Annotated in this window: 20 protein-coding genes and 2 pseudogenes; 7 read left to right on the top strand and 15 right to left on the bottom strand. The window is 74.3% G+C overall.

The annotated features are described in order from the left end of the window. The 3 genes and pseudogenes from AKI01S_RS38995 to AKI01S_RS38985 form a co-directional block, all read right to left on the bottom strand. Window positions 1–207: pseudogene (locus AKI01S_RS38995) on the bottom strand (FtsX-like permease family protein); the annotation flags it as partial. A 2-nt stretch (window positions 208–209) separates the two neighbouring features. Continuing rightward, window positions 210–896, bottom strand: a complete 687-nt coding sequence (locus AKI01S_RS38990) for an ABC transporter ATP-binding protein (RefSeq protein WP_067830027.1) — start codon at window positions 894–896, stop codon at window positions 210–212. Window positions 897–902: 6 nt separating this feature from the next. Then, on the bottom strand, window positions 903–1,424 hold the full coding sequence (locus AKI01S_RS38985; protein ID WP_067830024.1) for a PadR family transcriptional regulator: 522 nt from the start codon (window positions 1,422–1,424) through the stop codon (window positions 903–905). Window positions 1,425–1,544: 120 nt separating this feature from the next. Here AKI01S_RS38985 and AKI01S_RS38980 point away from each other — a divergent pair, with 120 nt between their 5' ends. Beyond that, entirely contained in the window at window positions 1,545–2,390 is an 846-nt protein-coding gene (locus AKI01S_RS38980) for a DUF8094 domain-containing protein (protein WP_067830022.1), read from the top strand. A 7-nt stretch (window positions 2,391–2,397) separates the two neighbouring features. On the opposite strand, the gene AKI01S_RS38975 is transcribed toward AKI01S_RS38980, so the two are convergent. From AKI01S_RS38975 to AKI01S_RS38965, 3 genes are all read right to left on the bottom strand, one after another. Continuing rightward, complete coding sequence (locus AKI01S_RS38975; RefSeq protein WP_067830019.1) at window positions 2,398–5,124, bottom strand: hypothetical protein; 2,727 nt, start codon at window positions 5,122–5,124, stop codon at window positions 2,398–2,400. Window positions 5,125–5,251: 127 nt separating this feature from the next. Beyond that, entirely contained in the window at window positions 5,252–10,093 is a 4,842-nt protein-coding gene (locus AKI01S_RS38970) for an NAD-glutamate dehydrogenase (protein ID WP_067830016.1), read from the bottom strand. A 213-nt stretch (window positions 10,094–10,306) separates the two neighbouring features. Further along, complete coding sequence (locus AKI01S_RS38965) at window positions 10,307–11,908, bottom strand: serine/threonine protein kinase (protein ID WP_067830012.1); 1,602 nt, start codon at window positions 11,906–11,908, stop codon at window positions 10,307–10,309. A 335-nt stretch (window positions 11,909–12,243) separates the two neighbouring features. On the opposite strand from AKI01S_RS38965, the gene AKI01S_RS38960 reads away from it, so the two are divergent. The 3 genes from AKI01S_RS38960 to AKI01S_RS38950 all read left to right on the top strand — a co-directional run bounded on the left by AKI01S_RS38960 (window position 12,244) and on the right by AKI01S_RS38950 (window position 15,971). After that, window positions 12,244–12,942: a C40 family peptidase gene (locus AKI01S_RS38960; protein ID WP_067830008.1), complete on the top strand. Its 699-nt coding sequence runs from the start codon at window positions 12,244–12,246 to the stop codon at window positions 12,940–12,942. A gap of 58 nt (window positions 12,943–13,000) precedes the next feature. Beyond that, complete coding sequence (locus tag AKI01S_RS38955; protein WP_067830005.1) at window positions 13,001–13,603, top strand: hypothetical protein; 603 nt, start codon at window positions 13,001–13,003, stop codon at window positions 13,601–13,603. A gap of 319 nt (window positions 13,604–13,922) precedes the next feature. After that, complete coding sequence (locus AKI01S_RS38950; RefSeq protein WP_067830001.1) at window positions 13,923–15,971, top strand: HelD family protein; 2,049 nt, start codon at window positions 13,923–13,925, stop codon at window positions 15,969–15,971. 6 nt (window positions 15,972–15,977) lie between these two features. Here the strand turns inward: AKI01S_RS38950 and AKI01S_RS38945 are convergent, their stop codons facing one another. The 3 genes from AKI01S_RS38945 to AKI01S_RS38935 all read right to left on the bottom strand — a co-directional run bounded on the left by AKI01S_RS38945 (window position 15,978) and on the right by AKI01S_RS38935 (window position 17,708). After that, entirely contained in the window at window positions 15,978–16,583 is a 606-nt protein-coding gene (locus AKI01S_RS38945; protein ID WP_067829997.1) for a flavodoxin family protein, read from the bottom strand. Between the two features lie 29 nt (window positions 16,584–16,612). Next, the gene (locus AKI01S_RS38940) at window positions 16,613–17,176 is read right to left on the bottom strand and encodes an MMPL family transporter (protein WP_218009991.1); all 564 of its coding nucleotides are present in this window, start codon (window positions 17,174–17,176) and stop codon (window positions 16,613–16,615) included. 109 nt (window positions 17,177–17,285) lie between these two features. Then, complete coding sequence (locus tag AKI01S_RS38935; RefSeq protein WP_067829990.1) at window positions 17,286–17,708, bottom strand: hypothetical protein; 423 nt, start codon at window positions 17,706–17,708, stop codon at window positions 17,286–17,288. Window positions 17,709–17,865: 157 nt separating this feature from the next. Here AKI01S_RS38935 and AKI01S_RS38930 point away from each other — a divergent pair, with 157 nt between their 5' ends. From AKI01S_RS38930 to AKI01S_RS38920, 3 genes are all read left to right on the top strand, one after another. Further along, a complete protein-coding gene (locus AKI01S_RS38930; protein WP_218009990.1) occupies window positions 17,866–19,035 on the top strand; it encodes a sensor histidine kinase in 1,170 nt (389 codons plus the stop codon). Next, complete coding sequence (locus AKI01S_RS38925) at window positions 19,032–19,694, top strand: response regulator transcription factor (RefSeq protein ID WP_245681955.1); 663 nt, start codon at window positions 19,032–19,034, stop codon at window positions 19,692–19,694. The genes AKI01S_RS38930 and AKI01S_RS38925 overlap by 4 nt, the downstream gene beginning before the upstream one ends. Before the next feature lie 88 nt (window positions 19,695–19,782). After that, a complete protein-coding gene (locus tag AKI01S_RS38920; protein WP_245681954.1) occupies window positions 19,783–20,826 on the top strand; it encodes a methyltransferase in 1,044 nt (347 codons plus the stop codon). A gap of 20 nt (window positions 20,827–20,846) precedes the next feature. Here the strand turns inward: AKI01S_RS38920 and AKI01S_RS38915 are convergent, their stop codons facing one another. From AKI01S_RS38915 to AKI01S_RS52085, 6 genes and pseudogenes are all read right to left on the bottom strand, one after another. After that, window positions 20,847–21,923, bottom strand: coding sequence for a methyltransferase (locus AKI01S_RS38915; protein ID WP_067829984.1), 1,077 nt, complete (start codon window positions 21,921–21,923; stop codon window positions 20,847–20,849). Between the two features lie 85 nt (window positions 21,924–22,008). Next, window positions 22,009–22,815 (bottom strand): helix-turn-helix domain-containing protein, encoded by an 807-nt coding sequence (locus AKI01S_RS38910; protein WP_067829981.1) that lies wholly within the window; start codon window positions 22,813–22,815, stop codon window positions 22,009–22,011. A gap of 64 nt (window positions 22,816–22,879) precedes the next feature. Further along, a complete protein-coding gene (locus AKI01S_RS38905; RefSeq protein ID WP_067829978.1) occupies window positions 22,880–24,079 on the bottom strand; it encodes a L,D-transpeptidase in 1,200 nt (399 codons plus the stop codon). An 80-nt stretch (window positions 24,080–24,159) separates the two neighbouring features. After that, complete coding sequence (locus AKI01S_RS38900) at window positions 24,160–24,681, bottom strand: RNA polymerase sigma factor (protein ID WP_067829975.1); 522 nt, start codon at window positions 24,679–24,681, stop codon at window positions 24,160–24,162. Continuing rightward, a complete protein-coding gene (locus AKI01S_RS38895; RefSeq protein ID WP_067829972.1) occupies window positions 24,678–25,502 on the bottom strand; it encodes a hypothetical protein in 825 nt (274 codons plus the stop codon). Before AKI01S_RS38895 ends, AKI01S_RS38900 begins: the two co-directional genes overlap by 4 nt. Before the next feature lie 61 nt (window positions 25,503–25,563). Next, a pseudogene (locus tag AKI01S_RS52085) lies at window positions 25,564–25,827 on the bottom strand (hypothetical protein); the annotation flags it as partial.

The following is a 25,827-nucleotide window of genomic DNA, read 5'->3' as shown; positions in this document are numbered from 1 at the left end:
CGGGTCGGTGGCGGTGGCGACCGCGTCGGGGCCGGCGGTGGCGGCGCGGGTGCGTTCCCAGGGGGCGTCGGCCATGCCGCGCACCAGCAGGCCGAGGGTGAGGGTGGCGGAGGTCGCCGCGATGGCGAGGACCAGCAGCGCCGCCTGGCCGCGGCGGCGGCGCAGGTCGGCGGCGGCGAGGCGGGCGACGAGCAGCAGCGGGCCCATGGTCACACCAGGACCGTCTCGTCGACGAGCGCGCCGTCCCGCATGGTGACGACCCGGTCGGCGGCGCCGGCGATGCGCGGGTCGTGGGTGACCACGACCAGGGCGCGGCCCTCGCGGCGCAGTTCGGCGAGCAGCCGCAGCACCTCGGTGGCGGCGGCGCTGTCGAGGTTGCCGGTGGGTTCGTCGGCCAGCAGCAGCGGCGGGTCGTTGACCAGGGCGCGGGCGACCGCGACGCGCTGCCGCTGGCCGCCGGAGAGCATGCCGGGCAGGTGCCCGGCGCGGTCGGCGAGCCCGACGCGGCCCAGCAGGTGCTCGGCGCGGCGGCGGGCCTCCCGCGGCGACGCCCCGGCCAGCAGCGCGGGCAGTTCGACGTTCTCGCGGGCGGTCAGCTCGTCCACCAGGTGGAACGCCTGGAACACGAACCCGATCGCGGTGCGCCGCACGCGCGCGGCGGCGGTCTCCGACAGGCCGTCCAGCCGCCGCCCGTGCAGCAGGACGCGTCCGCCGTCGGGCCGGTCGAGGCCGCCCAGCAGGTGCAGCAGCGTGGACTTGCCGCAGCCGGACGGCCCGATGATCCCGACGGTCTCCCCCGGCGCGACGGCCAGGTCGACGTCGTCCACGGCGCGGACCAGCGACGGCCCGGATCCGAAGTGCCTGCGCAGGCCCTCGGCCCGCAGAACGTGTTCCACCCGCTGTCACTCCTCGTCGGTTCGGTTGTTCCAGTGGGCCGCGCACGACTCCAGCCAGCGCAGGTCGGCCTCCAGGCGCAGGGACGCGCCCTCCAGCAGCAGGGCCGCGGCCGAGCCGGGCGGCTGGTCGAACGCGGCGCGCCGCACCTCGGCCAGGCGGCGCAGAAGCGCGCGGCGCTGGGCGTCCACCAGGGCCACCGGGTCGGCCATGCCGGACGCGGCGGCGGCCGTCAGCTTCAGATGGAACTCGGTGGGGGCCGTCCGCTCCCAGGACAGGTCGGTCAGCCACGCGGCGGCGCGGTCGCGCCCGGCGGGCGTCAGGTCGTAGACCTTGCGGTCGGGCCGGTCGGACTGGCCGACGACCCGCACGTCCACCAGCCCGGCCTTCTCCAGGCGCCGCAGCGTGACGTAGACCTGCCCGGCGTTCAGCTCGTCGCCGAGCGGGCCCAGCGCGGTCTGGAGCCGGGCGCGCAGCTCGTACCCGTGGGAGGGTTCCTTGGCCAGCAGTGCCAGCACGACGTCCTGCATCCCGCTCCCCCTCCCTAACGGATAGCCATATAGATAACGGTTATCCATGGTGGGCGTCAAGCGGCGGCTGCCCCTACACTGACGCGGCAGTCGTCGACGAGCATCCGCCGAGGTGAGGAAATGCGCCGGGTTCTGGCCGGGGTGACGGTCGGGGTCCTCGTCCTCGCCGCGGGCTGTTCCGGCGGGGACGAGGACGCCGGAACGGACGGGAACGTCGCCGGTGAGCCCGCCGTGACCGCCGAGGAGTCGGCCCGCGTCCTGGCCGACTGGACCAGGCGGTACAACGAGGCCGTCGGCTCCGGTGACGCGAAGGTGTGGCGGGAGGCCGTGACGGGCCCGCTGGCCGCGCCGGTCGAGGCGCGCGTGCGCGCCTACGGCAGGCTGCCGGGGTCGGCGCGGGTCGAGCCGCGCAACCCGGTGTTCTACGTGCCCCGGCAGAAGGGCTGGCCGCGCTGGTTCGCGGTGGCCGCGCTGGACGGCGGACGGCAGGTGCTGGCGGTGTTCGCCAGGGCGGGCGCGAAGGACCGGTGGCGGGCCGCGCACTGGCTGCCGTTCAAGGGGCGCCCGCCGGAGCTGGCCTACGACTCGGAGGGGTACGCGGTGCCCGCGCCGGACCGGGGCGTCGCCGCCGCCCACGCGGCCTACCTGGGCGGCGACGACACCGCGCCGCTGACGCCGGACGCGTTCTCGTCCGGCGCGCGGGCGCGGCGGGACCGGTTCGCGCCCGGTCCGGGCCCGTCGTACGCGCTGCAGACCAAGGACGGCGGCTCGCTGGTCTGGTACGGGCTGACGCAGGAGCAGGCCGGCGGCGGGACGCCCCGTGCCGAGCTGCGCGACCACCTGACCCGGACCGGCCGGACGGGCGGCGTCCGGGCGACCTGGCAGTGGCTGGCGATCGGCTACGCGCCGGTGTCGGGCCGCGCCAACGTGCTGGGCGAGTCGGTCTCCCTCGCCGCCGTCCGCTGACCGCGCCTCACCCGCCGGTGAACGCCCTCCACCAGGCGGCCGCCGCCCCGACGTCGGGGCCGGTCTCCCACAGGTCCGCCGGGTCGTCGGGCAGCAGGCGTTCGCGGAACAGGTCCACCTGCGGGTAGGTCAGGCCGTGGCCGGTGCCCTCGGGGGCGGCGAGCAGCTCCGCGACCCCCGGCGGGGCGCTCTCGGCGGACAGCCGTCCCTCGCGGTCGCCGAACAGCAGCCGGGCGGCGGACGGCAGTCCCATGCCGGTGCGTTCGGCCAGGTCATGGGCCCAGGCGAGGTCGGCGGCGACCGGGCCGCGCGCGGCGAGCAGCTCCTCCAGCGCGGCGAGGCGCTCCGGGGTGATCCGGCTCTGCGGGATCGGCTCGCCGGGCATCTCCCAGCCCGGCGGGACGAACCCGCAGAAGCGGCCGTCCGGGGCGTGCTCCACGGCGATGGTCCGGCGGTCGTCGTGCATGTACAGCATCAGCAGCGCCCCGGTCGGGGTGCGCCACAGCTCGCCCACGTAGTCGCGCCGCCGCCGTACCGGGGAGTGGAGTTCCAGGGCCCGCCAGCGGCCGCTGCCGTCGCCCCAGTCCGAGGCGGTCCAGGAACGCATCCCGGCGAGCGTGCCGGCGCGGCCGGTGAACACGGCCGGGTAGACGTACCCGGCGAGCCGCCCGAAGATCTGGCCCAGCATGTACTGTCCCGGGGCCAGCTCGACCCTGCGCAGCAGGAACGCCTCCGGCGGGTCCGGCACCTCCGCGACCGCGGCCGCGAGGTCGGCGGCCATCATCCGCAGCGGCACCAGCACGCCCAGCCCGCGGCCGCCCGGCCACCCGGGGGGCGGTGCGAGCAGCGGGTGCAGCGGCGAGGGCGGCGCGGGCACCGGGGCGGGACCGCAGCCCATCAGCTCCCGCAGCCGGTCCATCCGCGGCAGGCAGTCGGCCGCCGTCCGGGCGAGGGCGGCGACGCCCCTGGCGAGCCTGGGCTCGGTGATCTCGGGCAGCAGGCGCGACACGGCGGCCACCGCCGTCTCCGGGCCGCGCAGCGCCGCCGCGACCAGCGCCTCGGCGGTCTCCCGCCCGACCGCGCGCAACGCCGCCGAGCCCTCGGGGTCGACGGGCGCGCGGCGCGCCCACCAGCCGGGCGGCGGGACCAGGCCGTCCTGGGAGCTCTGGTGCGGGGAGAACGCCAGGCGCGCGCCCGCCGTCCCGTCCGGCCCGGTCACGGTGATCACGCCCCGGCGCAGCACGACCCGGCTGGGACCGGACGCCCCGGGGAACGTCACCTCGCCCTCGGCGGGGGCCTGCGGGCGGGCGGCGGCGCGTTCGGGCCGGTAGGTGAGCGCGGAGGCGTCGCCGTCGGTGTCGGAGGTCGGGACCGTGCCCTCCACGACGAACGTCTGCCAGCGCCCGCCGACGACCCGCGAGACCAGGACGTGCGTTCCGTCGAACCAGGGGTCCAGGCCCTCGGGCAGCCGTCGCAGCGTCTCGTTCACCACCACGCCGCCACCGGTGTCCTGGGCGGTCAGGCTGCCCTTCCAGCCTCCGACGCCGATGCTCAGATGGTCGCCGTGCTGGTACACGACCCGCCTGCCCTTCGAGGCGTACGGGGAGTCGTCCGCGCACGCCACGCCGAGTTCGGCGGGGATGCCGGTGCGCAGCGCCGTCACCAGCAGGTCCACCGGGTCGGGCAGGTCGTTCTCGCGGAGGCGGGCGGCCACGCGGCCGACCCGCTCGGCGTGCTCGGGGTGGCCGAGCCGCTCCAGCGTCTCGGCCAGGCCGCTCAGGCGGCCCGCGGTGAGCTCGGCGGCGAACTCGTCGTCGGTCTCGGCCAGCAGCGTCACCGACGGCGTCCACGCGTCGAACGACGAGCGCGGCTTCCGTTCATGGGCGGCGTGGCACGGCACCGCCGGGTCGGAGCCGGGGTCGGGCACGCCGGACGGGGCGGGCGGCCGGAGCCGTTCCCCCGCCTGGTCGACGAGCGCGACCAGCGTCCCGGCCGCGCACCGCCGTCCCACCGTGGCGAACCACTCGCCGCCCAGCCGCGCCCCCGCCCCCGCCTCGGCGAGGGTCGCCAGCCACGACTGGCGGATCTCCTCGGCGATCTGGGGGCCGCTCTCGTCCTCGTGGAACGCCCGGTCGGGCTCGGCGGCGACCAGCAGGTCCAGCAGCGTCCCGTCGCGCTCGCCCAGCGCCGCCAGGGGTTCACGCAGGCCCGCCCACACCTGGTGGGAGGCGACCGGGACGACCCCGGCGCGCAGCATCCGTTCGGCCAGGTCCCTCTCGGCGGCCTTCCTCCCCACCTTCGCGGCCTTGGCGAGCTTCCGCACGTCGGGGAACAGCCGCGCGTACGGGATCACCCCCGCCGCGAACGCGGCGTCCAGCACCGCGAGGAACCGCTCGTACGCCTCGTCGGCCGCGTGCCTCTCCCCCAGGAACGCCGCGTACCCCCGCAGCGCGGCCGGGGCGACGCCCCCGGCGGGCACCAGTTCGAGGAAGACGCCGTGGACGCGGTCCGGGTCGGCGGTCCCCGGGTGGTCGCCGTCGGCCTTGCGGGCCTGCCCGAACGCCCACTGCGCGAGGTCGTCCTCCCCCGCCGCCAGCAGCGCCCGGCAGGCGTCCTCGAAGAACGGCGCCAGCTCGGCGGCGGGCAGTGGCTTGGCGGCCCTGGTCAGCGCGGTCCTGACCGGGCGCGGGCCGTCGGCGGCCAGCGCCGCCACGTCGGGGAGGGAGGGATGCATCGTTCTCTTCTGTCGCAGGCGTCACGGGGGCACCTCCTACGACGCCGCCCCGCCGGGCCGGGTTCCGTCCCCCGGGACGGCGACGCGGCGCCCGTCCGGGGGGACGGACGCCGCGTGGCGCCGGGGGCTACGCCTCCGTGGACGGCAGCGCGCTGGCCGTCACCAGGGTGCGGATCGCGCCCAGCGCCACCGACAGGGTCGCCAGGTCGAAGCTGTCGCTCTCCCAGATCTCGCTCAGCGTCTGCTGGAAGCGGGACACCGCCGTGTGGTTCTTCTCCGCCCAGCGCAGCAGCCGCTCCTCCGGCTTGGCACCCGGCAGGCTGGTGATCAGCACGTCGCGGGTGAGCGCGGCGTGCGCGGCGTACAGGTCGTCGCGCAGCGCCGAGCGGGCCATGGAGCGCCAGCGGTCGTCGCGCGGCAGGCCGATGATGCGCTCGCGCAGCCGGGCCAACTGGAGCCGGTCGCCCAGGTCGAAGTAGACCTCGGCGACCTCGTCCACCGGGCGCCCGGTGTCGTGGGCGATGCTGACCAGGTCGAACGTCGAGTACGCCGCGACCAGCATCGCGCACTGCTCGGCCAGCTCGTCGGGCACGCCCCGCTCGGCGAACCCGTCGCGGCGCTGCTCGAACGCCGCCAGGTCCAGCCCCGCCAGCAGCTTGGGCAGCTGCGGCGCGAGCGTGAGGGCGCCCTCGGCGAAGAACTCGATGGTCTCCCGGATGTCGAACGGGGGCCGCCGGTTGTGCAGCAGCCACCGCGCGCCGCGCTCGGTGAGCTTGCGGGCCTCCAGCAGCATCGAGACCTGCGTGGCCTCCGAGACCTGGTGGGACAGGCCCTCCACCTGCCGCCAGAACCGCGGCATGTCGAACACCTCGCGGGTCACCAGGTACGCCTGCGCGATGTCGGAGGCGGACGCGCCGGTCTCCTCGTTCATCCGGAACGCGAACGTGATCCCGGAGTTGTTGACCATGTCGTTCACCACGGCGGTGGTGATGATCTCGCGGCGCAGCGGGTGCCGGTCCATGTAGGAGCGGAACCGCTCGCGCAGCGGGGTCGGGAAGTAGCCGACCAGCCACGACTCCAGGTACCGGTCGTCGGGCAGCCGGGACCCGACCAGGTCCTTGTCCAGGGTGAGCTTGGCGTAGGCCAGCAGCACCGAGAACTCCGGCCCGGTGAGGCCCAGCCCGCCCTGACGGCGTTCGGCCAGCGCCTTGTCGTCGGGCAGGAACTCCAGCCGCCGCTTCAGCCCGCCGTCGCGTTCCATCTTGCGCATCAGGCGGGCGTGGACGTGCAGCATCGAGGGCGCCTGGGCGCGGGCGGCGGCCAGCACGACGTTCTGCGCGTAGTTGTCGCGCAGAACGAGCTGGGCGACCTCGTCGGTCATCTCGTACAGCAGGTGGTCGCGCTGCTTGCCGGTCAGCTCGCCGTCGCGCACCGCCTGGTCCAGGAGGATCTTGATGTTGACCTCGTGGTCGGAGGTGTCCACCCCGGCGGAGTTGTCGATGAAGTCGGTGTTGACCAGGCCGCCGCCGCGGGCGAACTCGATCCGGCCGAGCTGGGTGACGCCCAGGTTGCCGCCCTCGCCGATCACCTTGCAGCGCAGCTCGCCGCCGTTCACGCGGACCGCGTCGTTGGCCTTGTCGCCGACGTCGGCGTTGTTCTCGATCGAGGCCTTGACGTAGGTGCCGATGCCGCCGTTCCACAGCAGGTCCACCGGGGCCCTGAGGGCCGCGTTGATCAGCTCGAACGGCGTCATCGCCAGCACGTCGCCCTCGATCCCGAGGGCGCGCCGCATCTCCGGCGTCAGCTTGATCGACTTGGCGGTGCGCGGGAACACGCCGCCGCCCTTGGAGATCAGCTTCTCGTCGTAGTCGGCCCACGAGGAGCGCGGCAGCTCGAACAGCCGCCGGCGCTCCCGGAACGACGTCGCCGCGTCCGGGTCGGGGTCGACGAAGATGTGCCGGTGGTCCCAGGCGGCGACCAGGCGGATGTGCTCCGACAGCAGCATGCCGTTGCCGAACACGTCGCCGGACATGTCGCCGATGCCGACGACGGTGAAGTCCTCGTTCTGGATGTCCTTGCCGAGGGACCGGAAGTGGTACTTCACCGACTCCCACGCGCCGCGCGCGGTGATGCCCATCGCCTTGTGGTCGTAGCCGACCGAGCCGCCGGAGGCGAACGCGTCGCCGAGCCAGAACCCGTAGGAGCGGGCGACCTCGTTGGCGATGTCGGAGAACGTCGCGGTGCCCTTGTCGGCGGCGACGACCAGGTAGGTGTCGTCGCCGTCGTGGCGGACCACGTCCGACGGCGGCACGACCTTGCCGTCCACCAGGTTGTCGGTGATGTCGAGCAGGCCGGAGATGAACTCCTTGTAGCAGGCGATCCCGGCGTTCATGAACGCCTCGCGGTCGGCGGCCGGGTCGGGCAGCTGCTTGCCGACGAACCCGCCCTTGGCCCCGGCCGGGACGATCACGGTGTTCTTGACCGCCTGCGCCTTGACCAGGCCGAGGATCTCGGTGCGGAAGTCCTCGCGCCGGTCCGACCAGCGCAGGCCGCCGCGCGCCACCGACCCGAACCGCAGGTGCACGCCCTCCACCCGCGGCGAGTACACGAAGATCTCGAACTTGGGGCGGGGCAGCGGCAGGTCCGGGATGCGCTCGGGGTCGAACTTCAGCGACAGGTAGGCCTTGCGCTGGTAGTGGTTGGTGCGCAGGGTCGCCTGGATCATCGCCAGGTAGGCGCGCAGGATGCGGTCCTCGTCCAGCGAGGCGACCTCGTCGAGCTTGCCGGTGATCTCCTCGGTGATGCCCGCCGACCGCTCGGACTCGCCGCCGGCCAGCGACGGGTCCATCCGCGACTCCCACAGCCGCACCAGCAGCCGCGTGATCTGCGCGTTGCGCAGCAGCACCTGCTCGATGTACCGCTTGGAGAACGAGGTGCCGGTCTGCCGCAGGTACAGCGCGTAGGCGCGCAGCACCATCGCCTGCCGCCAGTTCAGGCCGACGTGCAGGACCAGGGCGTTGAAGCCGTCGTTCTCGATCTCGCCGCGCCACAGCGCCGCGAACGCCTCCTGGAAGAGCTCCTTGACGGCCTCCTCCGGGACGTCGGCGGGCGGGTTGTAGCGCAGGCCCAGGTCGTAGATCCACGCGCGCGGCCGGTCGGTGGCCCGGATCTCGTAGGGGCGCTCGTCGACGACCTCGACGCCCATGTTCTGCAGCAGCGGCAGCACCGTGGACAGCGAGATCGGCTCGCCCAGCTTGTAGATCTTCAGGCGGCGCTCGCCGGGCTCGGCCCCGTACGGCTCGTACAGGTTGATCGAGGTGTGCTGCTCCTCCGACAGGCCGTCCAGGCGGCGCAGGTCGGACACGGCGGTGCGGGCCGGGAAGTCGGCCTTGTAGCCCTCGGGGAACGCGTCGCCGTAGCGCCGCGACAGCTCCCCGGCGCGCTCCTCGCCGCACTGCTCGGTGATCGCGTCGGTGAGGTCGTCGGCCCACGAGCGGGTCGCGGCCGCCAGCCGCTCCTCCAGCTCGTCCACGTCCACGTCGGGCAGCGGGCGGCCGCGCTCGCCGCGCACCACCACGTGCAGGCGGGCGAGGACGGACTCGGTGACGTTGGCGCTGTAGTCGACGCTGACGCCGTGGAACGCCCCGCGCAGGATCTCCTGGATCCGCAGCCGGATCTTGGTGGTGTAGCGGTCGCGCGGCAGGTACACCATGCACGACATGAACCGGCCGTAGGGGTCCTTGCGCAGGAACAGCTTGAGCTGGCGGCGCTCGCGCAGCCGCAGCACGCCGAGCGCGATCGGCAGCAGGTCGTCCACCGAGAGCTGGAACAGCTCGTCGCGGGGGTAGGTCTCCAGGATCTCGACCATGTCCTGGCCGTCGTAGGAGTCGGCGGCGAACCCGGCCTGCTCCAGCACCTCGTCCAGCTTGCGCTTGAGCACCGGGATGTGGGCGATCGACTCGCTGTAGGCGACGTGCGTGAACAGGCCCAGGAACCGGCGCTCGCCGACGACCTCGCCGGTGTCGTCGAACTTCTTGACGCCGATGTAGTCCAGGTAGTGCGGCCGGTGCACGGTGGACCGGGAGTTGGCCTTGGTCAGCACCAGCAGGTGCTTCTCGGTGGCCTTCTCGCGGACCTCCGGCGGCAGCGCGGCGAAGCTGCCGGACTCGGACTTGTCGGTGCGCAGGATGCCCAGACCGGTGCCGGGGACGGGGCGCAGCGCCGTGCCGTCCTCGGTCAGCGTGTAGTCCCGGTACCCCAGGAACGTGAAGTGCCCGTCGGCCAGCCAGTCCAGCAGCTCGACGCCCTCGGCGAGCTCCTTCTCCTGGATCGGCGGCGGGTTCTCGCCGATCTCCATGGCGATCTCACCGGCGCGGGCCCGCATCTTGGGCTCGTCCTCGACGGCGACGCGCACGTCGTTCAGGACGCGCAGCAGGTCCTTCTCCAGCGCCGCGAGCTTCTCCCGGTCGCTGGTGCGGTCCACCTCGATGTGGATCCACGACTCGTCGGTGTCGGTGGCGCTGTCGAGCTTGCCGCGGAAGGCGCGGAGCTTGCCCGCCACGTCGCGGTCCACGCCCAGCAGCGGGTGGACGATCAGGTGGATGGAGAGCTGGTGCCGGTTCAGCTCCATCGTCACCGAGTCGACCAGGAAGGGCATGTCGTCGGTGACCACCTGCACGACGGTGTGCCCGGGGTCCCAGCCGTACTCCTCCAGGGTCGGGGTGAACACCCGCACCTTGGCGCGGCCCTGGGGGCGTTCCTCACCCAGCAGCCGGTGCGCCATCGCGGGGCCGCAGATGTCGGACGGGTCCCGTGTCAGCAGGTCCTCCGGCGCGACGTGCCGGTAGTAGAGCCGGAGGTACTCGACAGCCTCCTCCAGGTCCAGCCCGCGCGCTCCCGGCCGTTGCGCGCACGTCTCCGCCGCGCGCCGGAGCCGGTCGTCCTTGGCCTGATCGAGCTTGCCGCCCATCAAAATACTCCCCTAAAGCCATCCGCCACCTCGTTGTGGCGCCGCTCACTGCGTCAGCGTAGCCATGAATCGCCGCAAATCCGACCTGGTGGCCGGGGGGAGACCATGGCCAGCCTCACTCCGCGCCCCTGCGGCCCCGACCTCGACGGACGGGGCTCACCCTGCCACCTTTCCCCCCACGACTCGCCAGAATCGGCCACTCTTGACCGGAGGTCAGGCGTCCTGCTCGCGGGCGCCGTCGCTGCCGGGCTTGGGCTCGACGTCCGGCTCGGTCGGCTTGCCGGTCGGCTCGGTGGGCTTGTCGGTGGGCTTGTCGGTCGGCTTGTCCGTCGGCGTCGGGTCCGTGGGCTTGCCGGTCGGCTGGGTCGGCCCCGGGTCGGTCGGGGTCGGCTGGGTCGGTCCCGGGTTCGTCGGCGTCGGCGTGAACGAGGGCGTCGTCGACGACGTGGTCGAGGGCTTCTGCTGCTGCGGGACCTGGGCGGGGCGCTGGCTGCGCGGCTGCTCCACCGGGGTCTGCGTGGTCTGCTGCTGCCGGGGGTCGCTGACGCGCTGGGTCGGCTTGTCCGAGCCGCTGAACGCCATCGCCGCCGACACGACCACCGCGACGATCAGCGCCGCCGCCGCGCCCGCCAGGGCCACGCCCCGGCGGCCGGAGGCGACCAGGGGGTTGCGGCCGTCGCGCCGCTGCTGGTCCAGGGTCTCGGGGGTGATGGTGTTCTGGGCGGCCCACTCGGCGGGGGTGGGCAGCCGGTCGGGCTCGCCGGGGATCCCCTGGACGGCCTGCGTGGTCTCGGTGTCGCCGGGGCCCTCGGCGGGGGCGGCGACGGCGGCGCGGGGCCCGGGGCGCGCGTCCTCCTCGTCGGAGACGGTCGCGGAGGCCCGGACCGGCGGCCGGTCGTCCTCGTCGATCCGCTCGGCGGCGGCCGCGCTGCCCACCACCAGGATCGCGGTGGCGTCGTCGGGCTCGTCCTCCGGCAGCGCCGCCACCACGCGGGTCGGGGCGCTCTGCTCCTGGAGCCCGAGCAGCCGCATCAGCACCTCGCGGGCGGAGGGCCGCCGGTCCGCGTCCTTGTCCAGGCAGTCGACGACCAGGTCGCGCAGCGGGCCGGTCAGCCCGCCGAGCTTCGGCTCCTCGTGCAGGATCCGGTTGATCACCGCGGGGATGGAGTCCTGCCCGAACGGCGGCTCGCCCGTCGCGGCGAACGTCAGCGTCGCCGCCCAGCAGAACACGTCGGCGGGCGGCCCGGCCTTCTCGCCGCGGATCTGCTCGGGCGCCATGTACGACGGCGTTCCGATGACCTTGCTGGTCAGCGTGGTGGAGCCGCTGACCGCCCGGGCCACCCCGAAGTCGATCACGCGGGGCCCGTCCGGGCCGAGCAGCACGTTGTGCGGCTTGAAGTCGCGGTGGATGATGTCGCCCTGGTGGATGGCGGCCAGCGCCGTGGCGGTGCCGACGGCGAGCCGTTCCAGCGCCGCGCCGCTCAGCGGCCCCTCCTGCTGGACGTGCTGGTTCAGCGACGGTCCGGCGACGTACTCGCTGGCGATGAACGGCCGCTCGCCGTCCAGTTCCGCGTCGATCACCTGGGCGGTGCAGAACGGCGCGACCCGCTTGGCGACCTCCAGCTCGCGCAGGAACCGCGCGCGGGCCTTGTCGTCGGAGGTGAGCTCGGCGTGCAGCAGTTTGATCGCGACACGCCGCCCGTCCTCGTCCGTGCCGAGGAAGACCGCGCCCTGGCCGCCCTCCCCGAGGCGGCCGACGACGGCATAGGAGCCGAGTCGTTCCGGATCACCGGGACGCAGCGCCCCAACCTCCATGCGAGAAACCGTCCCTCTCGTCGAGATGAGTTGATCGGGCAACGCGCGACACGAATCGACGCAGACCGGTCCTGTGTTTGTGTGACGTCCCGAACCCGGGGGAAGTTCACCCGATCCGGCGACCAACCGTCGCGTTCCGCCACACGGTCGCCCAGGTCGACTCCTATGAGCAGGAACCACCCTAGTACCGCCGCGCGTCCCGCGTTGGCACACACTCCCGGCATCCGACCACATACGTACCACCGCTCGCTGGGTTTACGCAGAATTTCCGCGTGTGGTCCGGCGCGCCCGGGTAGATCATCTCGCGGATGATCTTGTAAGGAGGTACGACAGGCATGTCCAACCCCTTAAGAGCCGCCGCGTGCGGCGCGACCACCCTGATCGCGGGCGGCGCGCTGGCACTGACGACCCCGGGGATCGCCGAGGCACGGAGCCTGGCCGAGACCATGGAGGGATCCCAGCTCCACCGTCCGGGAGCCCTCGCGGGACCGCAGCAACGCGTCCACACCTCGCGCGTCGCGCTGCGCAACAAGAGCTCACTCCGCAACAGGAACTCACGAGGCGAGCGGCACGCCAGGATGCTGGCCGCGTTGCAGCGCACCATCCGCAAGCAGCGGGCGCAGATGATCGCCCAGTGGGACCGCAAGGCGCAACGCGCCATCCAGCACGCGCTCAGGCAGCTGGGCCGCCCCTACGTGTGGGGAGGCACGGGTGAGAGCGGCTACGACTGCTCGGGCCTCGTCCAGGCGGCGTGGCGCAAGGCGGGGGTGCGGCTGCCGCGCGTCAGCCACGACCAGTACCGCCGCACGGAACCGAAGATCGCCCGCGAGGAGCTGCGCCCCGGCGACCTGGTCTTCTTCAACAGCCTGGGGCACGTGGGGATGTACCTGGGCGACCAGCGCTTCGTCCACGCGCCGCGCACGGGCCGCAACGTGTCCATCGACCGGCTGAAGGGCTGGTACCAGTCCCGTTACGTCGGCGCGGTCCGTCCGGGCTGGAAGCCGCTGCCGGAGATCCCGACCAGACTCTGGTGATCACGGGGGCCGCGCCGTCCCGGGGCGGCGCGCCCCCCGATCGGCGAGACTGGTGCCCATGACGACCCTCGACGGCCGCCGCGTGATGACCCGCACCGACCTGATGGCCGCCTACGGGCTGGGCCGGAGCACGCTGGAGAAGTGGTTCCGGGAACGCGAGGCCAACGGCCACCCGGAGCCGGTGGGGACGGTCGGGGGTCAGCACGCCTGGGACGCGGAGGAGTGGGCCGCCTGGTACGCGGCCCGGCGCTCCGCGCCGAAGGTGCCGCCGGGCCTGCTGTCACGAGAGGAGCTGGCGACCCGCTTCAACCTGACCAAGCACCGACTGAAGCAGCTGTGGGCGGACCGGGAGGCCAACGGCCACCCGGCCCCCGCCCACCAGTCGGGCAAGGCCCTGTACTGGGACGCGGAGGAGTGGCGGACCTGGTACGCGACCCTGCCCGAGCCGAAGCCCGACGAGGGCGACCCGGAAGATCTGGTGACGCTGGCGGAGGCCGCCCGGATCCTGGGGTTGGCGCAGACGAGCGTGACGGTCTACCCGAAGCGGCCCCCCGCGGGCTGGCCGGAGCCGGTGAAGGTGGAGCCACTGGGCGGGGGCCGGGTACGACGCTTCTACCGGCGGGGAGACATCCAGGCGTACGCGGCGCGCTCGCGTTCCTGAATTCGGCCAGGGACTCGGGCGTTCTTAACGTCGCTTTTCCAACGCCAAAGACCCCATACGACGGCAAACGGCGCGCGATGGGCGTCGATTCGCGTCCAACACGTCGCTCGAAACGGTGAACGCGCAGGTCAGGGGCCCGGCTCCGGCACACCATAATGACTTTGCCCCGGCCTGACCCGCCGGGTATATTGCTTGGCCGCTTGGGGCGGTGCTCTGCATTCGCGCTCAGGGTCGAAACGAACCGGACGTCTTTCCGGGGCGGGACCGCGTCCGCCCCGTCATGTCCTGCGCAATCGTTTCCGAAAGCCGAGGCTCGCCCATGGCCACGCCTGTGCCCGACCACGCCCCCGATCCCGAGATAACGGCCGAACGCGCCTATCTCGACGCCGCCCGGGACGCCCTCCGCCGTATGCACGAGGACGTCGTCACCACCGAGACCCAGGTGACCGCCGCCGAGGACAACGACAACATCTACGAACGCGTCATGTTCGACTACCACCGGCGGCTGCGTGCCGACGCGCTGGTGGACCTGCCGAACATCCCGCTGTTCTTCGGCCGTCTGGACTTCGACGCCGAGCACGGCGGCGAACGCTTCTACGTCGGGCGGCGGCACGTCCACGACGGTGTGGGGACCCCGCTGGTCATCGACTGGCGGGCGCCCGTGTCCACCGCGTTCTACCGGGCCTCGCGCGCCGATCCGCAGGGGGTGCGGCTGCGGCGGCGGTACGGGTTCTCCGAGTCGGCCGAGCTGACCGCCTACGAGGACGAGCCGCTGACCGGGGGCCGTGCCGTCGAGGACGCGGGCGAGGCGCTGCTCGCGGCCGAGATCGAGCGGCCGCGGTCGGGGCCCATGCGCGACATCGTCGCCACCATCCAGCCCGAGCAGGACGAGCTGGTGCGCGCCCCGCTCGGCACGACGCTGTGCGTGCAGGGCGCGCCGGGCACCGGGAAGACCGCCGTCGGGCTGCACCGGGTCGCGTACCTGCTCTACACGGCGCGGGAGGCGCTGGGGCGGCACGGCGTCGCGGTCGTGGGGCCCAACCGGTCGTTCCTGTCCTACATCCGGCACGTCCTGCCGACGCTCGGCGAGGTCAACGTCGTGCAGACCACCGTCGCCGACATGATCGGCCGTCCGGTGACGGGGACGGACCCGGGGCCCGTCGCGCGGATCAAGGGCGACGGGCGGATGGCCAGGGTGCTGCACAGGGCCTTGTGGGCTCATGTGACGCGGCCCACCGAGGGGCTCGTCTACACGAAGGGGACCTACCGGCATCGGGTCGCCGATCACGAGGTCAGCGAGATCGTCGCCTCGTTGCGGGGGACCACGCGGTACAACGCCGGACGCGCGATGGTCGCGCAGCGTCTCGCGCACGCGGTGCTGGTCCAGATGGAGCGGCGCGGCGAGTCGCCCGACGACCGCACGCAGGCCGCGGTGGCGCGGTCGCGGCCGGTCAGGCGGCTCATCGACTCCGTGTGGCCGAAGGTGACGCCGGAGCAGGTGCTGTTCCGGTTGCTGAGCGACGCCGAGTTCCTGGCGAAGGCCGCGAGGAGGGACCTCACGGAGGAGGAGCGGGCGCTGCTGCTGTGGGAGGGTCCCGCGCGGTCGTGGCGTTCGGCGAAGTGGTCGGAGGCGGACGCGGCGCTGCTGGACGAGCTGGCCGACCTGGTCGAACGTCCCGAGGTCCGCGACCACATCGTGGTGGACGAGGCCCAGGACCTCAGCCCGATGCAGTGCCGGGCGATCGCGCGGCGGTGCCCGCACGGGTCGTTCACGGTGCTGGGCGACATCGCGCAGGCGACCAGCCCGTGGGCGGTGCGGGACTGGCCCGCGCTGCTGGAGCACCTGGGGCGGCCGGACGCGCGGCTGGAGGTGCTGGACCGGGGGTTCCGCGTCCCGGCCCAGATCATCGACTACGCGGCGCGGCTGCTCCCGCGCATCGCCCCGGACCTCGGCGCCCCGGCCTCGGCCCGCCGGGCGCCCGGGGCGCTGCGCGTCACGCGGGTGGACGACCTGCTCGGCGCGGTGGTGGAGGTCTGCCGCGAGCAGGCGAAGACCGAGGGGTCGGTGGGGGTCATCGCGGCCGACGCCGACCTTCCCGGGATCCACCGGAGGCTGGCCGACGAGGGGCTGGCCCCGTCGCTGCTGGGCGAGGACGAGACGGCGATGGAGGCGTCGCGGCTGGTGTGCGTTCCGGCGACGCTCGCCAAGGGCCTGGAGTTCGACGCGGTGGTGGCGGTGGAGCCGTCCCGGATCGTGGCGGCCGAGCCGCGGGGCCTGCACCGGCTGTACGTGGTGCTGACGCGGGCGGTGAGCGCGCTGCACGTGCTGCACGCCGAGCCGCTGCCCGAGCCGCTGGCCGCGGGGTAGCGCGGGTCACGACGGCGGCGGCCCCATCGGAACGGCGGCCAGGGCACCGGCCACCGCGTGCAGGTTCGCCGCCATCGCGCGCCCGGTCTTGACCGACCACTCATGGCCCTCGTCGGTCTCGCTGAAGCTCGGTCCCGGCCCGGGGCCCCGGTTCCAGTACGTCCACGCCTGGCCGGGGATGGTGTAGCCGATGTCGCCGAGGCCCCCGGCGATCTCGGAGATGACGTGGTGCGCGCCGTCCTCGTTGCCGGTCACCACGACCCCGGCGACCCGGTTGAACGCGACCGGGCGTCCCGCGTCGTCGGTCTCGCTGAGCATGGCGTCCATCCGCTCCAGCATCCGCTGGGCGATGGAGGACGGGTGGCCCACCCAGGTGGGGGTCGCCACCACCAGGATCTGCGAGTCGAGCAGCAGCCGGTGGATCTCCGGCCACTGGTCGCCGTCGCCGAGGTCGGTCTCCACGCCCGGCGGGATGTTCAGGTCGACCAGCCGCCGCGCGGTCACCTCGACGTCGCGTTCCCGCAACGCCTGGGCCACGACGTCGGCCAGCTTCTCGGTGTTGGACGGCTCGGGCGACTTCTTCAACGTGCAGTTGAGCATCAGTGCGCGCATGCTTCACGGTGTTCCCGCCCGTTCCTCGATCATGCTCGGCCGCGCCTCCCCGTCGGCCGGCTGCACCAGTCGCCGGGGCGCGCCCAGTTGGCGGTCGCGAACGGCGCGCCGAGCGCCAGCAGCAGCGCCACGACGCCGAGCGTGACGGCGAGCGGGCGGCGCATGACCGCGTGCGCCAGCCGGTACCAGTGGCGGCCGTCCCCGGCGGCGCGGCCTCGGCCGGGCGGCACGCGCAGGCTGTTGACGCGGTGCCCGGCGAACCCCAGCAGCGCGGGCAGCAGCGTCAGCGACCCCGCGACCGCCGTCAGCGCGACCGTGACGCCCGCCCAGCCCATCGAGTGCATGAACCGCGAGGGGAACACCAGCGTGCACGCCAGCGCCGCCGCGGCGGTCTCGACGTCCGGGGCGAGCGTCAGCTCGTCCCGGAAGCGCCCCACCACCAGCAGCGCGTAGTCGATGGCCAGGGCGAGGGCGAGGATGGTGACGACGTCGTTGCCGTACCGGCCGAGCGGCCCGTCGAGGATCCGGTCGGCACGCACCGACTCGCTCCCCGGGTCGTCGAACCCGGACCCGCCGGTCAGCGGCCCGAACACCCCCGCCCCCACACCCCCGCGAACACCAGGAACGCGAGGGTCCCGGCCACGACCCACCGCCGTCGCCGCACCATCATCCGGCCGAGACGTCCGAACACGCCGTCCTCCCTCATGCGACCGGTCCCGCCGGGGCGGGCGACCTGCGGATCCGGTGCAGCCGGCCGGTGTCGGACGCGTCCGCGCAGGTCACCTGGACGCGGCGGTGGCGTCCGGGGACCTCGGCCACCCAGAACGCGTCCGCGACCACCGCGACCGGGGCGCGCGCCGCCGCCCGCCGCGGCCCGAACGTCACCACCGGGGCGGCGGGACCGAGCAGGTGGCCCCACGCCAGCGACCATCCGTCGCGCGTGCCGCCGCCGCGGACCGCCGCGCGCAGCGGCCGGGCCCCGAGCACGTCGGCCAGCACGACGTCGAACAGCCCGCCGGGCTCCACGTAGATCTCCAGCACGGCGCGCCGCCGCGATCCGGTGCCCAGCCGCACCAGGCACCCGCTGAGCGGCAGCGGGACCGCCCGTTCCCGTGCGCAGTCCATCGGTCCTCCCGAAGGTCCGGTTCCTTGCGTCCCCGACTCTCCCGGCGGGCGGGCACGCGGCTCTTCCGCCCGCGGGCCCCTCCGGCGGCCACCCGGACGACCCCGCCTCCTCCCGTGGGAGGAAGTCGCGTCACGGCCCCGCTCTTACGATCGGACCGTGCTGTCCCGTCCCCTCGAACGCCTCGTCGACGACCCCCGGGCGCCCGCCCGGTGGATCCTGCTGCTGGTGCTGGCGGCCGGGGACCTCGCCCTGCTGCACCGGCCGCAGGAGACCGGCGACTGGATGTTGTTGCTGGTCGCGGTGCCGGTGTGCCTGGCGGGCGGCGCCGTCCCGGCGGTGTCGGCGACGGTGCTGGCGGCGCTGCTGGTCGCCGCCGACACCGCCGGGCTGAGCGTGACCATGACGGTCAAGGCGATGATCTCGATCGCGCTGTTCGAGCTGGCGCTGCGCGCCCCGAGACGCCAGGTGCTGGCCGGGAGCGCCCTCACGGGGGTGCTGCTGGTCGTGCACGCGCTGCTGCCCTCGGCGCGGGACCTCGCGCCGACGCTCTACCGGCTCTCGGTGCTGGCGGGGGTGCCGCTGCTGTTCGGCGCGCTGATCCGCTCGTACCGGGAGAACGCCCGGCAGGCCCGCGCGCACGCCGCCGCCGAGGAGCGCCGCCGCCGGCTGGAGGCGGTCGCCGCCCGCGCCGGGGAGCGCGCCGCCATCGCCCGCGAGCTGCACGACCTGGTCGCGCACCACGTGTCCTCGATGGTGCTGCGCGTGGGGGTGGCGCGGCACGTGCTGGACCGCAGCGAGGACCCGCGCGTCCTGGAGGTGCTGGACGACCTGCACGCGTCCGGGCGGACCGCGCTGGAGGACCTGCGCCGGCTGGTGGCGGTGCTGCGGGACCCGGCCGGGGGCGGGGACGGCACGGCGTTCGTGGATCCGGCGCGGCTGCCCGAGGCGCTGCGCGACACGGTGGACCACAACCGGCGGACCGGCGTCCCGACCGAGGCGGCCATCGACCCGGCGCTGGCCACGCTGGACGCGGCGCGGGGCCTGACCGTGCTGCGCCTGACCCAGGAGGGCCTGGCCAACGTCGCCCGGCACGCCGGTCCCCGGGCCACCGCGCGCCTGTCGGTGGGCCTGGACGGCGACACCGTCCGGCTGGAGATCACCGACGACGGCGGCCCGTCCCCCGCCGCCGCGCCGGGCCACGGCCTGACCGGCATGTCCGAGCGCGTCGCCCTGCTGGGCGGCCGGCTGGAGTCGGGCCCGGCCGGCGACGGCTGGCGCCTGTTCGCCGAACTGCCCGCCCGCTCCCGGAAGGTCTCCCCGACATGAGCACCGGCGTGATCCGGCTGGTCCTGGCCGACGACCAGCACCTGGTCCGCCTGGGGCTGCGCATGCTGTGCGACTCGGCCGACGACGTCGAGGTGGTGGGCGAGGCGTCCGACGGGCACGAGGCGACCCGCCTGGTGGCCGAGCACCGGCCCGACGTGGTGCTGATGGACCTGCGCATGCCCCGGGTGGACGGCATCACCGCGACCCGGCGCATCGCCGCGTCCCATCCGGCCACCCGGGTCGTCGCGCTGACGACGTTCGACGACGACGACCACCTGTACCCGGCGCTGGCGGCCGGGGCGGCGGGGTTCCTGACCAAGGACGCGCCGCCGCCGGACATCCTGGACGCGATCCGGCGGGCGGCCAACGACGAGACGCCGTTCACGCAGGAGATCCTGTCGCGGCTGGTCACGCGGGCGCTGCACGCGCACCGGCCGCCGGAGCCGCGCGGGCCGTCGCTGCCGCCGCTGACGTCGCGGGAGCGCGACGTGCTGGCGATGGTCGGCGCGGGCCTGTCCAACCGGGAGATCGCCGAGGCGCTGCACGTGGGGGTGACGACGGTCAAGACGCACGTGACGAACCTGATGCGCAAGACCGGCTGCCCCAACCGCATCCGCCTGGCGCTGCTCGCCGCGACGGCCGGGGCGGCCCCGGAGTGAGTCGGCCAATTGTGGTAACGATTTTCATTGTCTCCATGTCCGGATCCGTCTAGAGTCGTCCGCATCCGGCGAGAGATGGGGTGCGATCGTGGTGGAGCCGAACGCCGACGAGGCCCTGCGGGCGCGCGGCACGATGGTCGGGCTGGTCTTCGGATCCATGGCCGCGCAGGTCGTGGCCGCCGCCGCCCGGCTCGGCCTGGCGGACCTGATCGGCGACGGGGAACGGACGTCCGCCGCGCTCGCGCGCGAGCTCGACGCCCACGAGCAGGCGACGCTGCGCCTCCTGCGGGCCATGGCCGCGCTGGACCTGCTCACCGAGAGGGAGCCGGGCGTCTTCGCGCTCACCCCCGCCGGCGCGCTGCTGCGGACCGACCGTCCCGACTCGGTGGACTCCTTCGTCCGGATGTTCACCGACCCCGCCATGCTCCGGGCCTGGGAGCACCTGGACCACAGCGTCCGCACCGGGCGCACCGCGTTCGACGAGGTGTTCGGCAAGGACTTCTTCGCCCACCTCAAGGACGACCCCGAGCTGTCCGCCCGGTTCAACGCGTCGATGAGCCAGGGCACGCGCCTGACCGCCGCCGCGCTGCCCGGACACTACGACTTCGGCCGGTTCCGGACGGTCGTGGACGTGGGCGGCGGCGACGGCACGCTGCTCGCCGCGATCCTGGACGCGCACCCGTCGCTGCGCGGCGTCCTCTTCGACAGCCCCGAGGGGCTCGCCCAGGCCGGGAAGACGCTGCGGGACCGGGGCGTCGCCGAACGCTGCACCCTGGAGACCGGCGACTTCTTCGCCGCCGTTCCCCCGGGCGGGGACCTCTACCTGCTCAAGAGCGTCATCCACGACTGGGACGAGGAGCGCGCCGCCACCATCCTGCGGCACTGCCGGGAGGTGATCCCCGACGAGGGGCGGCTGCTGATCGTCGAGCCGGTGATGCCTCCCGTGGTGGACCCGTCGGCCCCCGGGCTCATGTACCTGAGCGACCTGAACATGCTGGTGAACGTCGGCGGACGGGAACGCACCCGCACGGACTTCGCCACCCTGTGCGAACGCGCGGGCTTCACCCTCACCGAAGCCACCCCCCTCCCACCCCAGAACGCCTTCCACCTGATCGAAGCCGCTCCCGCCTGACCCGCCGGAACGCCGGATGCTCACCGCGGAACGGCCTCGATGAGGGAGAACGGTGCGGCGCCGGTGAGCGGGGTGACCGAGGTGACCGTCAGGCCCGCGCGGTGACACACGTCCTCGAAGTCGGCGCGGGTGCGCTCCCTGCCGCCGATGTTCACCATCATGTTGAGGTCGCTCAGGTAGGTGATGCCGCCGTCGGCGGCGTCGGCCCCGGCGTCGACGACGTCCGGCAGCACGGGCTCCACGATCAGGACGGTCCCGCCGGGCGGCAGCGCCCGGCGGCAGTGGCCCAGGATCGTGACCGCCTGGTCGTCCGTCCAGTCGTGCAGGACGCTCTTGACCAGGTAGAGGTCCGAGCCCTCGGGGACGGAACGGAAGAAGTCCCCGGCGTGCACGGTGCAGCGCCCGGCCAGGCCGTGCCGCTCCAGCGTCTCCGGCGTCCGGGCCAGGCCCTCGGCCGTGTCGAAGACGACGCCGGTGAGGCCCGGGTGCGCGGTGAGCACGGCGGCCAGGAGCGTGCCGTCGCCGCCGCCGACGTCGGTGACCGCGCGGAACCGGCCGAAGTCGTAGGCGTGCGGCAGCACGGCGGCGGTCTCGGCGGTGGCCTGGCTCATCGCCGCGTTGAACTCGGCGGACAGCTCGGGGTCCTGGGCCAGGTGGCTGAAGAAGTCGGTGCCGAAGACGGTGTCGAACACGATCCGCCCGGTGCGGACGCCGTCGTCCAGGTGCTCCCAGGCGCGCACGACCGCGGGCTCGGTGAACATCCGCACGAACGACGCGAGCGAGTCGGGGTGGCCGGGGTCGAGGAGCGCGCCCGCGGGGGTCACCGCGAAGGTGCCGGGGGCGTGCTCCCGCAGCAGGCCCAGTCCGGCGAGGGCGCGCAGCAGCCGGGTCATGGGCTGGGGCCGGGCTCCGGCGTCCGCGGCCACCTCGGCGGCGCCGCGCGGCGTGTCGCCGATCAGCTCGACCACCCTCAGCCGGACCGCCGCGCGCAGGGTCTGGGCGGCCATGCTCCCGAACGCGAGCCGGGCGACCAGGTCGCGGTCGGCCGTGTCCGCCGCCGGGGCATCCGGAGCCGTCGGAGCGTCGGTATACGTCATGGATGTCTTCCTTCGCATGGTGAACTCGCATGGTGAACTCGCGTGGTGACCTCGTGCGCCGAACGTCTGCGTGAACCGGCGCGGGTCAGCCCGCCGCCAGGGAGCCCGGCGTGCATCCGGCGAGGGCCCGAACGTCGCGGTGGAGGTGGGACTGGTCGACGTATCCGCACGCCAGGGCCACGTCGCTGGGGTTCCCGCCCGCGCGCAGCGCCCGGGCGGCGTGGTCGAAGCGGACCAGCATGGCGGCGCGTTTGGGCGTGAGGCCGATCTGGGCGCCGAACCTGGACCACAGCCTCTTGCGGCTCCATCCGCAGGACGCGGCGAGGTCCCCGATCCGCACCCGGCCCCGGCGGGCCACGATCGTGTCCCAGGCGGCGGCGACCTCGGGGGACATCGACGGTGCCGCCGCGGCCCGCCGCGCGAGGAACCCCTCCGCCAGCGCGAAGCGTTCCCGCCATGACGCGGCGGCGGCCAGCCGCTCGTGCAGGCGCCGCCCGTGCCGTCCCCACACGCTCTCCAGATCGGTGATGGATCCGTCCAGCTCGCGCGGGGGGACGCCCAGCAGCGCGTAGGCGGCCCGGGGCGACAGGCGCGCCTCCACGCATGCGACGCGTTCGCCGCGAACGCGCGCCGGACCGGGCGACAGCGCGGCCACCAGACCCCTCATGGCCCGGTGACCGGTGGTGTTCTCCACCGTGACCGGGCCGTCCCCGAACCCGAGGACGACGGTCACGGCGGGCTGGGGAAGCACCCGCAGGTCCAGCCCGGCGGCGACGCGGTCGCGGAACCCGGCCATCCGGACGCCGTCGAGGGGCGTGCCGCCGGGCGGGCGGACGACCTCCCAGCCGTCGTCGTGGTCCGCGGGGACGGTCCCCGCCTCGTGGCTGCGCATGCCTCCACGGTCGCCGACTCCGGCCGTCCCTGTCTTGGACGAAAGTTCCCGCCGCCGGACCGGCTCACCGGCCCAGCGCGCTGCCCTTGCGCCATTCCCGCCAGGGCATCTGCCAGTAGGACCAGCCGTTCGACCACGGGAGGCGGCGGGCGGTGCCGACGACGTCCACGACGTCGCCGCGCCGGGCGAAGCCGTAGAACCAGCGGGCTCCCTCGGCGGAGGCGCGGACGCAGCCGTGGCTGTGGTTGCCCCGGCCGAGGGTGCTCATGCCCTCGGGGGTGGCCTGGTGGACGTACTCGCCGGTGGCGTTGATGCGGACGGCCCAGTTGACCGTCACGTCGTAGCCCTTGCCGCTCTTGGGATCGACGCCCTCCCACTCGGAGGTCATCTTCTCGGTGCGCTTCCTCTCCATGACCAGGTGGACCCCGCTGGCGGTGAGGTAGATGTCCTCGCCCCTGGCCGGGTCGAACTTCCCGCCGCTGCCCGCGCTGATCCGCAGCTCCTTGACCACGCGGCCGTCGCGGCGGACGGTCATCACGTGGCGGCGGGTGTCCACGGTGCTGATCTGCCGCGCGCCGATCGTGAGCGTGCGGGACACGTCGGCGGTGCCGTAGACGCCCCTGGCGGCGGCGACGCCGGTGAGCCGGGCGGTGAACCGGACCTTCTGGTGGGCGGGCCAGTACTTCCTGGTGCGGTAGACGATCCGGGTGGGGCCGGTCCAGCGCCACGCGCCCTCGACGGGCTTCTCCGCCGTCACCTCCAGGGCGCGTTCGACGGCCGCCCGGTCGGTGACGGCGCGGTCGAACGTCACGATGATCGGCGCGCCGACGCCGACCGTCTCACCCGGGGCGCCGGGGGTGACGTCGGCGATCCGGAACGTTCCGGCGGGCTTGAGCGTGCGGAAGCGGCTGGTCAGCGTCGCTGTCTTGCCGTCGCGGCCGGTGGCGGTCGCGGTGACCTCGTAGGCCGCGCCGGGCCTCAGGCCGCCCCGGGAACGCCAGGACGCCCGGTCGGCGGCGAACGCCCCGGCCACCGCGGCGCCGGAGGCGCGGACCCGCACGTCAGTGAGGGTTCCACCGCCCGCGGTCACCGTGACCGGGCTGTCGGGGCGGACTCCGCCGGAGCCGTCGCGGGGGGTGACGGTGACCTCGGGCGCGCCCGCTCCCCCGGCGGTGGCGCGGGCGTCGTCGCCGGTCCCTCCGGAGCATCCGGTCAGGGCGGTCAGGGCCGTGAGGGCGGCGGCGAGGGAGAGTCTGGGGTTCACGCGGGGCTCCGTGGTCGATGGGGGTCGCCGTTGCCTGGCCGCACGGCCGGTTCCGGTTCCCGTGCGGCGGCCGGGCGGGGTCAGCAGGGGATGCGGTCCTGGTCGGCCAGCGCGGCGCGCAGCCGGGCGCGGGCGCGCGACAGGCGGGACCGGACCGTTCCGGGGTCGAGATCGAGGACGACGGCGATCTCGGCGGCGGTCATGCCCTCCCAGGCGGTGAGGGCGATGACCTCGCGGTCGCGTTCGGGGAGCGTGGCGAGCGCGGCGCGGACGTGGTCGGTCCCGTCGTGGCGGGCGTCGTCGTGGTGGACGCGCGGCGAACGCGACAGGTGCTCGCGCAGCCGGTCGGCCAGCCGGTGACGGCGGATGCGGCTGCGGCGGTGGTTGGACAGCACGTTGCGGGCGACGCCGTACAGCCACAGCCGCGCCTCGTCGCCGGGCGGCATGTCGGCCACGCGCCGCCACGCGACGGTGAACACCTCGGCCATCAGGTCGGCGGCGTCCTCCGGCGGCTCGGTGCGCCGGACCAGGTAGCCGAGGACGGCGGCGCTGTGCGCGCGGTAGGCGTGCTCGAACCGGTGCGCGAGAAGGTCGGGGCTCATCGGACCGCCCCCACCAGACGCCAGTCCTCACCGCAGTTCGGGACGTAGAACTGGAGGATCCGGTCCCGGTCGACCGGCTCGCGGATGATGGGGTACGTGACCTGGAAACGGCCGCCCCTGCCGTCGGGGCCGCTGAAGCGGTGGGTGGCGTGGCCCCTGAAGAACCTCTCGGCCCTGTCGACGGCGGCGGTGTCGCCGTTCTTCCGGGCCCGCGACCAGGTGTCGCCCCACCGGCACGCCGCGTACCGGAAGAAGTTGAGATGCAGGAACGACGCCTGCATCCGCTTGCCGGGCAGCAACAGGCGGTGGCGCAGCGGGGTCCAGGACGCGCCGGGCGGCAGTTCCAGGCTCCCCTGGATGTAGTCCAGGTATCCGGGCGTCTCGGGATGGCCGAGCAGGAGCCATTCGCTGGCGTCGGCGGCCTCGTGGGGACCGAGCTTTCCGGCGTGGGACGCGCCGTACAGGCCGGTGCCGAACGAGTTCCGTCCCCCGGTGGGCTTGGGGCGCGGCGCGGGCGCGGTGGACGGAGCGGTGGACGAGGTGGCGGGCGTGCCGTGGTCGGTGCGGGGCTGCCGCAGCGCGAGTCCGCCGCCCAGGATCAGCGCCATGGTGAGCACCGCGGCGAGGGCGGGCACGAGGCGGCGCGGCATCGGGAGGCGGAACGCGAGGCGGCGGGGCCGTGCGGTGGCCATGACGCCGTCGCGCAGGTCGTCGAGCAGCGCGCGCAGCTCGGGGTCGGCGGCCAGGTCGCGGTCGGCGACACGGGCCGCGCCGGACAGGCGCCGCAGATCGGCGTCCTGTCCGGGGTCGTTTCGGTCCACGGCGGATCCCCCGTTCCTCCCTGTTGTCGACCACCACATGTCCGGCAGGGCGGGGAACGCGTCAACCAGAGATCACGATCGGATAACGGTGGAACCGCCCCGCCGGTCCGGCCCGGAGGCTGGGAGCCGTGGTGAAGCTACCGAGGCGGGCGGCGGCACTCGTCCTGCTCGCGTCGACCGCGACGGCCTGCGACGGCCCGCCGCCGTCGGTCTCCCCTTCGGCGTCCTCGGCGGCGTTGGCGTCCCGGCCGCTCCGGTTCCCCTCCGTCGCGGCGGGGGCCGCGTGCCCCACGACCGCCCCGCGCCCGTGGTCCGGGCCCGGCGT

It is taken from the genome of Actinomadura kijaniata NBRC 14229 (assembly GCF_001552175.1).
Taxonomy (GTDB): domain Bacteria; phylum Actinomycetota; class Actinomycetes; order Streptosporangiales; family Streptosporangiaceae; genus Spirillospora; species Spirillospora kijaniata.
This window is presented reverse-complemented; position numbering and strand designations above follow the sequence as displayed.

Bases quoted from the DNA above. Each gene is read 5' to 3' on its own strand.
- AKI01S_RS38955 (WP_067830005.1), top strand. From the start codon at position 13,001: ATGACGACCCTCGACGGCCGCCGCGTGATGACCCGCACCGACCTGATG.
- AKI01S_RS38960 (WP_067830008.1), top strand. From the start codon at position 12,244: ATGTCCAACCCCTTAAGAGCCGCCGCGTGCGGCGCGACCACCCTGATC.
- AKI01S_RS38965 (WP_067830012.1), bottom strand. From the start codon at position 11,908: ATGGAGGTTGGGGCGCTGCGTCCCGGTGATCCGGAACGACTCGGCTCC.
- AKI01S_RS38900 (WP_067829975.1), bottom strand. From the start codon at position 24,681: ATGAGCCCCGACCTTCTCGCGCACCGGTTCGAGCACGCCTACCGCGCG.
- AKI01S_RS38970 (WP_067830016.1), bottom strand. From the start codon at position 10,093: ATGGGCGGCAAGCTCGATCAGGCCAAGGACGACCGGCTCCGGCGCGCG.
- AKI01S_RS38910 (WP_067829981.1), bottom strand. From the start codon at position 22,815: ATGCGCAGCCACGAGGCGGGGACCGTCCCCGCGGACCACGACGACGGC.
- AKI01S_RS38950 (WP_067830001.1), top strand. From the start codon at position 13,923: ATGGCCACGCCTGTGCCCGACCACGCCCCCGATCCCGAGATAACGGCC.
- AKI01S_RS38985 (WP_067830024.1), bottom strand. From the start codon at position 1,424: ATGCAGGACGTCGTGCTGGCACTGCTGGCCAAGGAACCCTCCCACGGG.
- AKI01S_RS38980 (WP_067830022.1), top strand. From the start codon at position 1,545: ATGCGCCGGGTTCTGGCCGGGGTGACGGTCGGGGTCCTCGTCCTCGCC.
- AKI01S_RS38915 (WP_067829984.1), bottom strand. From the start codon at position 21,923: ATGACGTATACCGACGCTCCGACGGCTCCGGATGCCCCGGCGGCGGAC.
- AKI01S_RS38935 (WP_067829990.1), bottom strand. From the start codon at position 17,708: ATGGACTGCGCACGGGAACGGGCGGTCCCGCTGCCGCTCAGCGGGTGC.
- AKI01S_RS38975 (WP_067830019.1), bottom strand. From the start codon at position 5,124: ATGCATCCCTCCCTCCCCGACGTGGCGGCGCTGGCCGCCGACGGCCCG.
- AKI01S_RS38945 (WP_067829997.1), bottom strand. From the start codon at position 16,583: ATGCGCGCACTGATGCTCAACTGCACGTTGAAGAAGTCGCCCGAGCCG.
- AKI01S_RS38925 (WP_245681955.1), top strand. From the start codon at position 19,032: ATGAGCACCGGCGTGATCCGGCTGGTCCTGGCCGACGACCAGCACCTG.